The organism is Vibrio crassostreae, assembly GCF_024347415.1.
In the GTDB taxonomy this organism is placed as follows: Bacteria; Pseudomonadota; Gammaproteobacteria; order Enterobacterales; family Vibrionaceae; genus Vibrio; species Vibrio crassostreae.
The window spans coordinates 2,382,834-2,396,416 of sequence record NZ_AP025476.1; the positions used below are offsets into that span (position 1 = coordinate 2,382,834).

General features: G+C 44.9%; 10 protein-coding genes. 7 read left to right on the forward strand and 3 right to left on the reverse strand.

The genetic code is table 11. The features are described from left to right. Positions 1–94 precede the first annotated feature (94 nt). From OC193_RS10560 to OC193_RS10585, 6 genes are all read left to right on the forward strand, one after another. Complete coding sequence (locus OC193_RS10560) at positions 95–835, forward strand: YciK family oxidoreductase (protein ID WP_017629695.1); 741 nt, start codon at positions 95–97, stop codon at positions 833–835. Between the two features lie 82 nt (positions 836–917). Beyond that, a complete protein-coding gene (locus OC193_RS10565) occupies positions 918–1,427 on the forward strand; it encodes a helix-turn-helix domain-containing protein (RefSeq protein WP_048662683.1) in 510 nt (169 codons plus the stop codon). Next, positions 1,424–2,266, forward strand: a complete 843-nt coding sequence (locus OC193_RS10570) for an IS3 family transposase (RefSeq protein ID WP_123961588.1) — start codon at positions 1,424–1,426, stop codon at positions 2,264–2,266. The genes OC193_RS10565 and OC193_RS10570 overlap by 4 nt, the downstream gene beginning before the upstream one ends. 152 nt (positions 2,267–2,418) lie before the next feature. After that, complete coding sequence (gene imuA / locus OC193_RS10575; RefSeq protein ID WP_048662090.1) at positions 2,419–3,126, forward strand: translesion DNA synthesis-associated protein ImuA; 708 nt, start codon at positions 2,419–2,421, stop codon at positions 3,124–3,126. Between the two features lie 3 nt (positions 3,127–3,129). Continuing rightward, complete coding sequence (locus OC193_RS10580; protein WP_048662088.1) at positions 3,130–4,599, forward strand: Y-family DNA polymerase; 1,470 nt, start codon at positions 3,130–3,132, stop codon at positions 4,597–4,599. A gap of 94 nt (positions 4,600–4,693) precedes the next feature. After that, complete coding sequence (locus OC193_RS10585; RefSeq protein ID WP_048662086.1) at positions 4,694–7,786, forward strand: error-prone DNA polymerase; 3,093 nt, start codon at positions 4,694–4,696, stop codon at positions 7,784–7,786. Positions 7,787–8,105: 319 nt separating this feature from the next. Here the strand turns inward: OC193_RS10585 and OC193_RS10590 are convergent, their stop codons facing one another. After that, positions 8,106–9,047 carry a chemotaxis protein CheV gene (locus OC193_RS10590; protein ID WP_048662085.1) on the reverse strand — a complete coding sequence of 314 codons (942 nt, stop codon included), beginning with the start codon at positions 9,045–9,047 and terminating at the stop codon, positions 8,106–8,108. 167 nt (positions 9,048–9,214) lie between these two features. Continuing rightward, positions 9,215–10,432 (reverse strand): sugar metabolism global transcriptional regulator Mlc, encoded by a 1,218-nt coding sequence (mlc, locus tag OC193_RS10595; protein ID WP_048607464.1) that lies wholly within the window; start codon positions 10,430–10,432, stop codon positions 9,215–9,217. A 319-nt stretch (positions 10,433–10,751) separates the two neighbouring features. Between mlc and pyk the strand changes: the two genes are divergently transcribed. Next, positions 10,752–12,197, forward strand: coding sequence for a pyruvate kinase (gene pyk / locus OC193_RS10600; protein WP_048659705.1), 1,446 nt, complete (start codon positions 10,752–10,754; stop codon positions 12,195–12,197). A gap of 160 nt (positions 12,198–12,357) precedes the next feature. On the opposite strand, the gene OC193_RS10605 is transcribed toward pyk, so the two are convergent. Continuing rightward, on the reverse strand, positions 12,358–13,572 hold the full coding sequence (locus OC193_RS10605) for a patatin-like phospholipase family protein (RefSeq protein ID WP_048662084.1): 1,215 nt from the start codon (positions 13,570–13,572) through the stop codon (positions 12,358–12,360). Positions 13,573–13,583: the final 11 nt, after the last annotated feature.

The following is a 13,583-nucleotide window of genomic DNA, read 5'->3' on the forward strand; positions in this document are numbered from 1 at the left end:
GATTACCAAGAATTTCTCATCATTCCTGCGGTTATCTGTGTGATTAAACATCAATGGAATGACGAACATAATAAAAGAAAGAAGGATAAGCACAGTGGATTACCCAATCTCTACAGATGCCCTCAAAGATAAAGTAATTTTGGTTACAGGTGCCGGTGCTGGCATTGGTCGCCAAGCTGCACTAAGCTTCGCTCAACATGGCGCAACTGTCATTCTGTTAGGCCGCAATGTAAAAAACCTAGAATTCATTTACGATGAAATCGAAAGCGCAGGCTACCCGCAGCCTGCGATTATCCCATTGGATTTAAAAGGCGCGACAAAACAGAACTACATTGATATGGCTGAAACCATTGAATCGCAGTTCGGTCGTTTAGACGGTCTACTTCATAACGCTGGCGTTCTCGGAACCCTGAGCCCGTTTGAGCAGATTGATGAAGAGACCTTTGATGATGTTATGCAGATCAATGTGAAGTCTGAATTCTTGATGACTCAAGCGCTTTTACCTGCACTTAAGAAAGCGGAAGCGGGTCGTATCGTATTCACCTCTTCTACCGTTGGTCACTCTGGCCGTGCATTCTGGGGCACTTACGCGATTTCTAAGTTTGCTACCGAAGGGATGATGCAGATCTTAGCGGATGAACTTGAAGACACAAACATCCGTGTTAATGCGATCAACCCAGGCGGTACTCAAACGCGCATGCGTGCAAAAGCGTACCCAGGTGAAGATGCTAACAAGCTGAAAACGCCACTGGACATTATCCCACTGTACCTACACTTAATGAATCCAAGTGTGACAGACATTAATGGCCAATGTATCGACGCTCAACCTAAGTAGTTGATATTATAACCAATAACAAGAAGCCGCTTTACTTGAACTGACCCCCAATAGTTGGACACCAATTATTGGGGGTCTTTTTATGTCCAAATATAGCCGAGAGCTAAAATGTATCATTGCTAAGCAATATTTAGATGGCACGTCATCTCTCTGCTTAGCAAAACAATATTCAATCTCTTCAAGACAGATACGGTATTGGGCTCAAGTCTTTGCCATCCATGGTACTGATTCATTTTTACCAACTAAGCATGCTGCCTCTGCTCAGACAAAGCGAAAAGCATTGAATTTAATGTGGACGAATGAATGGTCTCTCACGCACACTAGCGCTGTATTAAACCTCTCATCCCCTGGGATACTCTCTGTCTGGCTCAAACGATTTAATGAGCTGGGTATCAAAGGGCTCAAAATGCGCCAGAAAGGAAGACCCTCAATGAAACAGCAACCTCAACGTACCACTAAGCCTGATAATGAAATGACGCTTGAGGAGCTAAAAGAGGAGTTGGTCTACTTACGAACCGAGAATGCCGTTCTAAAAAAGTTGGAAGAGTTGGAGCAGGAAAAAAACCGTCGAACAAAGAAAAAGCGGTCATAGCTCTAACTCTTAAAGGCAAGTACCCACTAAAGCACTTACTGCACACTCTACAGCTGGCAAAAAGTGTCTTTTATTATCAGGCTCAAACGAGCAAGCGCCCAAATAGCTACGAACGTGAGCTGCGGTTGATAAAGTCAATTTATCATGAACATAAGGGTCGATACGGCTACCGCCGTATTCACTTGGAACTAAAAAATCAGGGGGTCGTGCTTAATCACAAAACGGTTCAAAGACTTATGGCTCAGCTGAACCTTAAATCGACAGTCAGGATTAAAAAGTATCGTTCATACCGAGGAGAGTCTGGAACAGCAGCTCCCAACGTGCTTGAAAGAGATTTTAGTGCGACTCAACCCGACGAAAAGTGGGTAACTGATGTCACGGAGTTCAAAGTCAAAGAGCAGAAAGTATACTTGTCTCCCATTGTCGACTTGTTTACTCAGGAAGTGGTTGCTTATAGAGTGGCCCAAAATGCCTGCTTGCCGCTTGTCACGGATATGCTGACGGAGGCTATATCAAAGCTGAAACCCAACTCAAAGCCAATTATACACAGCGATCAAGGTTGGCAATATCGCCATCGACAGTATCAGAAAAAGGTAGCGGAGAGTGGGTTAACGCAAAGCATGTCGAGAAAAGGTAACTGCTTGGATAATGCGGTTGCTGAAAACTTTTTTGCTTTACTCAAAACAGAGATGTATCACAACCAAAGCTTTGAAGATGCAGATGCTCTGATAGAGCAAATTAAAGAATACATCGAGTACTACAATACCAAACGTATAAAAGTGAAACTAAAAGGCCTGACTCCGATAGAATATCGAACTCAGGCCTTGAAAGCCGCTTAACAGAAATGTCCAACTTTACGGGGTCACTTCAAATCGCGGCTTTTTTTGTATCTAAATCAATCAACTAGAACTTAGTTCCGCTAATTTTCATCATTTTGCTTTGCATCTTTTTCATTGTTAAATATACTGTATAAATATACAGGTATTTGATTATGCATGAACTCATAAAAAGCTTACAAGACCGCCAGCTAATCTGGAAAGGGCTACAATCAACAACGCAAGGAAGTACCACTTCGACAGGCTATCCGCAATTGGATAAACAGCTTGATGGTGGCTTTCCTACACACGGCGTTATTGAAGTTGAATCACAACAAGGGATTGGCGAACTGCGCCTGCTTACGCCCTATTTAGCTCAGCAAAACTCACAGAAGTTGGCCATATTCATTAACCCACCAGGAAGGATCTGTGCCGAGTTTTTTAGCAGCCAAGGGATTGAACTCGATAACATCTTAGTAATCGAGCCTCAACGCGATCTCGATGCCTTGTGGGCTGCTGAGCAATGCCTCAAAAGCGGTGCTTGTCATTCTGTATTGTTATGGGGAGCCGATCTCGAAATCCACCAAACCAAACGCTTACAAGCCGCAAGTGAAACAGGTAAATGCCTGCAATTTCACTTTAAAGCCACCAGCCATAATCAGTTATCTCTACCCGTTTCATTAAGTATGAAGCTCTCTTCTCACGCGCAGGGTTTAAAGGTTGAGGTGACTAAGAGAAAAGGCAGTTGGTCGTATGGCAGCTTTATTCTCGATATGACCCACAATTGGCCGTTACTGACAGAAAAAGTCATCAGCATCGACAGTTCACACCACAATCTGTCAGGTAATACTGTGTTGGCCTTTCCTATTGCGAAGCAAGGTTAGCGCATGTTGTGGCTGTATCTGCACTTTCCATCTCTGCAGTTGGATACCTTATTTAACTCTAATGAATTGGGTTCGAACGAAGAAGCACACGAGCAACCTATTATCATCGTGGATGAAAAAGATCATCGTGTGCTGCAAGCTAATCAAGTCGCGCTGGACTCAGGCATTACACTGGGCATGGGGCTAGGGTCTGCGGCGGCGCTCTGCCATAACTTACACGTTCACCCTTACAGTATTGAGCTAGAGAAAAATAAGCTGAAAGAGATAGCTCAATGGGCGTATCTGGTCACTTCTGATATGGCGTTATTGCCGCCTAATGGTTTATTGATTAAAGCCTCTAACATGCTGTCACTTTACGACGGGTTAGATAACTACTGGCATGAACTCAAAAACCATATTGCAGCCCTCAACATTAAGTTCAGTTTTGCCACAGGTTACTCGCCGCTTGCTGCGACCCTTTTGGGTAAGCAAGCGATCAACCAAGCAACAAACAATGTTGAGCAAATGAAAGCTTGGGTCAATCAGCAAGCATTGAGTTCCAGTGAACTACCGACCAAGCAAGTTGAACGCCTGAACCGTGTCGGTATCAATATCGTTGAAGACCTATTAAAGCTGCCTTTGCAAGAGGTCGCGCGTCGCTTTGACATCGACTTGGTCAATTATGTTGGTCGTCTTAATGGACAGTTCAAGCACCCGATTGATTTTTATCACCCGCCAGAGAATTTCCAACAATATCTGGAGCTGTTGTTTGATATTGAAAATATTCTGTTCATTGAAAAGCCGTTGCTGAAATTACTGAATCAACTCGAGTGTTTTTTGAAGCTACGCGACCGAGTGGCTTTCGAGTTAACACTGACTTTGCACCTAAGAGATAAAGACGACCACCCTGTCTCTTTTTATTCGGCACAAGGTGATTACCTTGCTGGAAAATGGGCGAACCTTACCCATCTAACTTTAGAATCACTAAAGCTCACAGCGCCGGTTCAAGGGCTCACTCTCTCGTTAACTCGTCATGGTGAGCCTCAAATGGCCTACCATGATCTTTTTGATGGCAATACCGGTACACTTGCTGCGTTAGACCTACTTTCATTGTTACAAGCGAAGCTTGGACAAGCCTGTATTCAAACACCGAAAATACAGCATGACCCAAGGCCAGAAAAAGCCAATCAGTACTCGATCCCAACACTAAGTAAATCTGTGTCAAAGAGTAAAACTCCTTCAGAGTTCGAGCAACAAACCACAGATCTCAGCGTCAATCAGCAGCGACTCAGGCCCAGTATTTTGCTGCCGGAGCCAGAAGCCTTAACCGAGAAAATTACCTTATCTCAGGGCCCTGAACGTATTGTTTCTGGCTGGTGGGATGGCGAGAAAATCATTCGTGACTACTTTATTGCTCACAGTGAAAACGGTCGATGGCTATGGGTATTCAGAACACCCGATAAACAGTGGTTCTTGCACGGTTTGTTCAGTTAGTAAGGCAGTTTGGTAAGTCGTTCTTGCCACTTGTCCCATTTAAACGCCCCTTTTTCAATCATGTTTACTCACAATGATTAAGTGAGATTACGTTATGTCTCAGCAGTACTCAGAGCTTTTCTGCCAAAGTAATTACTCCTTTCTTGAGGGAGCTTCACACGCGGAAGAGCTGGTTTTACAGGCCGACTTTTTACGTTACAAAGCACTCGCGGTCACTGATGAGTGCTCGGTCGCGGGTATCGTTAAGGTTCACTCTGCAATCAAGCAACACAAACTGTCGCTCAAGCAGATTGTCGGAAGCATGTTTTGGTTAAATGAAGAGTGCCAAGTTGTCTTGTTATGTCCAAATAGACAAGCCTATGCCGAACTGTGCCGTATTATTACCAACGCTAGACGTCGTAGCAGCAAGGGACATTATCAGCTCTCTGAGTGGGATATCATGTCGGCTAAGCACTGCTTCATCCTGTGGTTGCCTCAACAGAAAAATGAAGACGCACATTGGGGACAGTGGCTTTCTCAGCACCACTCAGGTCGGTTATGGATTGGCTTACAACGACACCTGAAACAGACCGATCAACAGTACATTGATTACTGCGTTGTTCTGTCACAACATCACCAACTGCCTATTACAGCTTGCGGTGGCGTGTTGATGCACAATGCTAACCGCCTGCCCTTACAGCACTCACTCACTGCGATTAAATACCAAAAGCCAATAACCGAAGTGGGAAGCCATCTGTTGGCGAATGCCGAGCGCTGTTTACGAAGCATCAATAAGCTCTCTCATATATTCAAAGCTGAGTGGCTGGAAGAGAGCAACCGAATTTCTGAGCTGTGTGAATTTGATTTAGGTAGCCTACGCTACGAATACCCAAGTGAACTGATTCCTCAGGGTGAGACACCCATGAGTTATCTGCGCATGTTGGTCGAGAAAGGGAAACAGGCTCGCTTTCCACAAGGTGTGCCTAATGACATTCAACAAATCATAGATAAAGAACTCGGGCTGATTGGTGAGCTCAACTACCCTTTCTTCTTTCTCACCATTCATGACATCGTCATGTTTGCCAAAAGCCAAGACATTCTTTATCAAGGTCGAGGTTCAGCGGCCAATTCTGTAGTCTGTTACTGCCTAGAAATCACCTCTGTCGATCCAAGACAAATCTCGGTGCTGTTTGAACGCTTCATTAGTAAAGAGCGTGATGAGCCGCCTGATATTGATGTCGACTTTGAACACGAACGACGTGAAGAAGTCATCCAATACATCTACAAAAAATACGGTAGAGAACGGGCTGCGCTTGCCGCAACGGTTATTTCTTATCGCTTTAAAAGCGCGGTAAGGGATGTCGGAAAAGCATTAGGGCTGCAAGAAACCCAGCTTGATTACTTCATTAAGAACACCAATCGCAGAGACAAGAGCCTAGGTTGGCAGGCTCAGCTCACCCAATTAGGGCTGCAACCAGACTCTTTGAAGGGGCAACAGTTTATCCATTTGGTGAATGAGATTATCGGCTTTCCACGTCATCTGTCTCAGCATGTGGGCGGCTTTGTGATCTCTTCTGGGCCCTTGTATGAATTGGTTCCCGTCGAGAATGCCGCGATGCACGATCGAACCATTATCCAATGGGATAAGGATGATCTAGAAACCTTAGGCTTGCTGAAAGTTGATGTGCTCGCGTTGGGTATGCTCTCTGCGATTCGTAAATGTTTCGACCTGATCAAACGTATTCACGGGCGATCACTGACCATTGCTGAGATCACTCGCCTTAAGGATGATCCTCAGGTTTACGGCATGATTCAACGGGCAGACACGGTCGGGATATTCCAAATTGAGTCACGTGCGCAAATGAGCATGCTGCCAAGGCTGAAACCGAAAACTTATTACGACTTGGTGATTCAAATCGCTATCGTACGCCCAGGTCCTATTCAGGGCGATATGGTGCATCCATTTCTCAAGCGTCGAGATGGCATTGAGCCAATCAGTTATCCATCTAAAGACGTGGAATCAGTACTGTCGCGTACCTTAGGTGTACCTATCTTCCAAGAGCAAGTGATTAAACTCGCGATGGTGGCTGCAGGGTTCACTGGTGGTGAAGCAGATCAACTCAGACGCGCAATGGCCGCTTGGAAGAAAAATGGCAACGTCTTTAAGTTTAAAAACAAACTCATCGAGGGAATGCAAAAGCGCGGCTATGAGACAGAGTTTGCCGAACAGATCTTTAAACAGATATGCGGCTTCGGCGAGTACGGATTTCCAGAAAGCCACTCGGCTTCGTTTGCGGTGTTAGCGTATTGCTCAGCTTGGTTGAAATGCTACTACCCTGAATGTTTCTACGCTTCTTTGTTGAACAGCCAACCCATGGGCTTTTATAGCCCATCACAGTTGGTACAAGATGCACAGCGACATAATGTGGTGATACTTCCGGTATGTGTGAACGCTTCTCAAAACGACCACACGGTTGTCTCTCATCAGAATGGTCTAGCGATTCGCTTAGGGCTGCGACAAATCAAAGGGTTCAGCGAGCATGGGATTCAAAGCGTGATCGCCAATCGTCCACCATCCGGTTATCGCCACCCTAGCCAGGTGAAACAGTTATCGATGAATAAGAAAGATATCGAGCTACTGGCATCGGCCAATGCGCTACATAACGTCTCTGGAGACCGCTTCCAAACTCGCTGGGCGATAATGGATTCCGCGTCTGATCTACCTCTGTTTAGCCAGGTCTATGACGATACTGAGGATGAGCATGGCGAACACACACTGCACAAGCCCAACGAAATGCAAGATCTACTCGAAGACTTCACCAGTGTCGGAGTTTCATTGAACAAGCATCCAATCACTTTGCTCGAAGAAGCGGGACGATTAGGTCGATTCACACACATGAAAGATTTAATACAACAAAGACACAAATCGATGGTCACCGTTGTCGGATTAGTCACAGGAAAACAATCTCCCGGAACCGCGGCAGGTGTCACCTTTGTCACACTAGAAGATAGCACTGGTAATATTAATGTCGTGGTATGGGGAGCAACCGCGCGCGCTCAACAGCAAGCCTACCTCACAGCCAAGGCGTTAAAAGTACAAGGGATATTAGAAAAAGAAGGAGAGGTCGTGCATGTTATCGCGGGGAAACTTATCGATATTACCGATGAAATTGTTGGTTTGAAAACCAAATCACGAGATTTTCATTAACGATTCAAATCGCCCTACCAGAAACGCTAGAAACGCTAGAAACGAAAAAGGGAAGCATCTGCTTCCCTTCATTTCAAATTGTTGAGTTACACCTCAACGTCAGCTTCCGTACGTCTTTTCTTAAATTCCCTATATAGTAATAAGCTCAAAGTCATAACGACTTTAGACGTTAACCATATCATTAAAAGGAACTACCTTAGATTGTGTGTGAAAAGTTACGTGAGTAATTGAGCATATTTTGTTACGAGAAATATGCCGCATCAATAATAGCAAACGTTTTCTATAAGGTCACTCAAAACAAACTGCATGTCGGTATAAATTACAGGATCTGACGCATACGCTCTTGAGTTACCTCAACCAGTAAATCTGGTTGGAACTTAGAAATAAAGCGATTACACCCGACTTTCTCCACCATCGCCTCATTAAAACTTCCACTTAATGAGGTATTTAGCGTAATGAATAGGTCATGCATTCTAGGATCAGTACGTACTTCGTGAGTCAGTTTGTAGCCATCCATTTCAGGCATTTCAGCATCGGTGATCATCAACAATATTTCTTGATTGATGTCTTTGCCTTCATCACACCAACTCTTAAGTAAGGTCAGTGCTTCTAAGCCATCACAACACTCAATAATATTCAACCCAAGCTGCGACAAGGTGCCTTTGATTTGATTACGCGCTGTTGAAGAGTCATCAACGATAAGCACGTTACGTCCTATCATTTCCTGAGCTAACTGCTGATCTAACACACCTTCAGAGATCGATACATCGTAATCAATGATCTCAGCCAACACTTTCTCCACATCGATGATCTCGACGATCTTGTGCTGCTCTTCTTCTTGAATATGCGTGATAGCGGTTAGGTAGTTTGCGCGGCCTGTTGTCTTTGGCGGCGGCTGGATTTCTGTCCATGTCGTATTGACGATATTACGAACTTGCCCAACCAAGAAACCTTGTACGGTTCGGTTGTATTCAGTAATGATCAGGTTACTCTCTTGAGATTCCGCACGAGATGGCGGAAAGCCAATCGCACTTCGCAGATCAATCACAGGTACCGATTCACCACGTAGAGAAGCAACACCCGTAATATGATGGTGAGAGCCCGGTAAGCGAGTGAGTACTGGCACTTTTAGGACTTCTTTCACTTTAAATACGTTAATCGCAAATAGTTGACGACTATTTAAGCTGAATAATAAGAGTTCCAGACGGTTTTCACCGACTAGCTTGGTTCTCTGATCAACCGAATTTAAAACGCCAGACATACAACACCTTAGTGACAAATAATAACTGTGGCTACAATAGCCTACTTCAATAGGTTAAAGCAAAGCGCTAATGCACAGAATGCTTAAACTAAGTACAACAAATGATGTTATACAAAGCTTAAGTACATGGAAAGGTTCGGGGTAAGGCTTAAAGAAGAGAAAAAGAGTTAGCCTTCAATCACTTTCATTAGCAGTTGACCATCATATAAAGCCTGCTTGATGAGAGCAGCACCTGGCATGGTTGCCTGCTTATAAAAACGAGATTCCACCAGCTCTAAGTCTTTATGGTAAACCGATAGGCTCTGCTCTTCGATGCACTTTTGAATCGCTGGGTATAACACGCTCTTCGCCTGATTGATAACACCCCCCACCAAGATTTTCTCTGGGTTGAATAGGTTAATCACAATCGCAATCGCAGAGCCTAAGTAACGGCCTAACTGCTCAATCACTTCGACAGCCAATGGGTCACCATCAGCAGCGGCAGCGCAGATCTGTTCAATAGTGACGTCTTCAAACACAGTTAGCGTTGATTCTTCACCATTTGCCAGTCGCTCTTTGACTTGCTCACGGATCGCCTGAGAACTCGCGACCGTTTCTAAACAGCCTCGATTACCACAGTGGCAAAGCTTGCCTTCTTTATCGATCTGGATATGCCCCAACTCACCGATGTTACCGTGGCGACCTTGCAGAACGCGACCATCGAGAATGATCCCGGCACCTAAACCGTGGTGAATCGAGATAAGAACAGAGTTGTCGTTATCTTGTGAGTTACCAAACAGCTTCTCTGCTAATGCCCATGCTCGGGTATCATTGGCAATAAAAACTGGCAGACCGGTTTCTTTGTAGATCTCCGGCCCTAACGCTAAGTTTTCAACGTTGTAGTGCGGCATTTGCAACACAATACCCTGCTCTGAATTCACAAGGCCTGGCAGTGTGATAGCGATACTCGTCACCCTGTCGAGTTGCTCAGCATAGGTTTGGAAGAACTCATCGATTTCATGAAGAAGACGCGCCAGCACATCATCTTGATCACGTTCGTGAATATCAATTTTGGTATCGATAAGCACGTCGCCGCCCAATTCATGGAGCGCGATCGTCAAGTATCCGCGACCAAGACGCATCGACAAAAATTGCCAACCTTCGTTATTGGTTTGTAGACCGACAGCAGGACGTCCACGAGTCGTGGCTTCTTGAACCGTGGTCTCGTGAATAAGGTGAGCTTCAATGAGTTCACGGGTAATTTTAGTAATACTCGCCGGAGCCAACTCACTTTGCTTGGACAGATCGATACGAGAAATAGGACCTTTAAGGTCAATTAGTTTATATACACGACCAGCATTGACCTGTTTGATATGATCAATATGGCCCGGTTGAGCCATGTACATTTTACGCTCCAGAAATCATCAACAAGGTAATTTTTTTACTTTGCGAAGTAATTGTGAAGTCACTTGGTATATCGCCGTGACCAGTATCACGTATATACATGAATCTTTGTGTATCGAGTCAAATTGTTCGAGGAAAATTAACACCCACATCGATAAATCGAGACTTAATTTTCATAAAAAAACATCGCGCTTGAGTGCTAAATACAATAAATATCAGTAAATACAGAAATATCTTCCTAGCTCCCAATAAATTATCAATTAATGCATATACTTAATTCAGTCTTGTAAAAGATTACTTGGTCTCACTCTAGGAGTATTCATGACAGCCGAATTAAGAAAAACGAAAATCGTCACAACGCTTGGCCCTTCAACAGATAAAGGTAACGTGCTTGAAGAAATTATCAAAGCAGGTGCCAATATCGTCCGTATGAACTTCTCTCACGGCACCAGCGACGACCATATACAACGCGCAGAAAAAGTCAGAGCAATAGCAAAAAGACACGGCACTCAAATCGCCATTCTCGGAGACTTACAAGGTCCCAAGATTCGTGTGTCGACATTCAAAGATGGCAAAATCCAACTTGCCGTAGGCGACCTGTTCACTCTCGATAGCAGCCTAGGTTTAGGCGAAGGCAATCAAGAAGCCGTTGGCCTTGATTACAAAGAACTGCCTAACGACGTATCCGCCGGCGATATCTTGTTGCTTGACGATGGTCGTGTTCAACTCAAAGTAACCAAGGTCGAAGGTTGCCGTGTTCACACCGAAGTCATCATTGGCGGCCCACTCTCAAATAACAAAGGCATCAACAAAAAAGGCGGGGGCCTTTCCGCAGAAGCGCTAACAGAGAAAGACAAGCGCGACATCGTCACCGCCGCACAAATCAAAGTGGATTACCTAGCCGTATCTTTCCCACGTAATGGTGAAGACATGCACTACGCTCGTCAACTTGCACGAGAAGCCGGCTTAGAAGCTCACCTCGTCGCAAAAGTGGAGCGAGCAGAGACAGTCGCCACTGTTGAGAACATGGATGACATCATAATGGCCTCAGATGTGGTCATGGTGGCTCGTGGTGACCTCGGAGTGGAAATTGGTGACCCTGAGTTGGTCGGTGTACAAAAACAGCTTATACGCCGTGCCAGAGCGCTTAATCGAACAGTGATCACCGCAACTCAGATGATGGAATCGATGATCTCTGCGCCAATGCCAACCCGTGCCGAAGTGATGGACGTTGCTAATGCCGTACTGGATGGCACCGACGCAGTGATGCTTTCAGGTGAGACCGCTGCAGGTGATTACCCAGTCGAAACCGTAAAATCCATGGCAGAAGTGTGTATTGGAGCTGAGAAGATGGCGGGGGTTAACCAATCGAATTACCGTATTGACCGCACCTTTGTTACCGCTGAAGAAACCGTTTCTATGGCAACCATCTATTCGGCAAACCATATGGAAGGCATTAAAGGTGTAGTCACTCTCACCGAATCTGGCCGTACTGCGTTGATGATGTCTCGCTTAAGTGCTGACATGCCTATCTACGCGCTGTCTCGTAACGAAGGAACGCTCAATCGCTGTACCTTGTACCGAGGTGTTACACCTATTTACTTTGAGACAGAAGCCAAAGACAGCTTTGATATTGCGCTATCAACACTCACTTGCCTGAAGGAGAAAGGACACCTTAAGTTTGGCGACCTAGTGATCGTCACTCAAGGTGATATCATGGATGTAGCAGGCTCAACCAACTGTATGAGAATCTTGCCTGTCACTTAGTGTGTGGCCGTAAGGCGAAACGATTTACCTAATCTCAAAAGCAAAAAAGGGTTATCGAACTAAGTTCAATAACCCTTTTTCATTTCAGAACACGACTAACTAACGATCTGCTTAAACAACATAACGAGCTCACCGCATTCTAACTCAGCAACTTCGAAAATCACTTGTCAGCAGCAATGGTGGCCAACTGTGGCATGTGTGAATTGCGAGCGTTTTCCGTTGAAGTGTAGGTTTCTACAAATCGGTAACCGGCTTCTAAGCCCAATTCGTAATCGTGCAACAGATCTTCTTTGTCACTCATTAATGAACTCGATTTTAGCGGCTGACTTGGCGCTATTTGCACCACAAACGCATCGTCCGGTGGCGAATTCAAAAAGTCCTGAGTTAATGAATAAGTCTGGTAGTGCACCATCAACATATCAGCTAAGCCTGAATCAAACTTATCCCCAATTAAATGACTCAAACGATAAATATCATCCGCTCCAAATAGCCAGCGACCACCGTTCAGCAGGTCCAAATGCCCACGGTCACGCTTCTGCTCTTTTGATCGCATAATTTGTTGTTGGAAGAAAGAGGTCCAGTCGGTTTTCCACTGTTCCACTTTCTGTTGCCAATGACCTTGAACACTGTCAAAAGATTCGCGGAACCATTCCAATTCTTCGGCAGATATTGCCTTAGGTGCTTTAATTGAAGACTTAGTCGCCTGAGCTTCAGCCAAACCCACATGTTCATCCTCTAGCACGGGTTCAGTACGAATCACAACAATGGAACGAGCTTGCCTGCGCCATGCTTCTTGAACCGGTATGCATGCTGATACGCCACCGTCCACATAAGCACTGTCACCAATATAAATTTCATCATTGTACAAACGAGGAATGGCGCAGGTCGCAATCATCACCTTATACCAATCTTCGCCCAATAACGGAAAGTAGTGATCTCGCAGATCTTTAGAATCCGTTACAGCCGCATAGAAGTGGCGATCACCTAGCGTTTGTCGTCCCAAATCCAGATCGAGTTTGTATGGATAAGCCATGATTTGTTCTAAGGCCCACTCTAATCCAAGGTTCTTTCTGTGGCGTATATAGGAAAAGAGATTAAAGAACTCCGGTGCGGTAGTGAGGTCGAGAACGAAAGAACGACCAAGGCCTTTATCGCGGCACAGATAAGCACATAAATTAAGAGCGCCTGCTGAGGTGCCAAAAAATTCGTCGAAGGGGTCAAAATTAGAAAGAAGAAAGGCATCCAGCACTCCAGAAGTAAAAATACTTCTCTGTCCGCCACCTTGAGCGACCAGTGCTGTTTTTCCAGCAATAAACTTAGCGTAATAGTCTAAGTCTATTGCTGTATCAATATTGGTTATAATCCCACTATTCATTATTCCCTGAG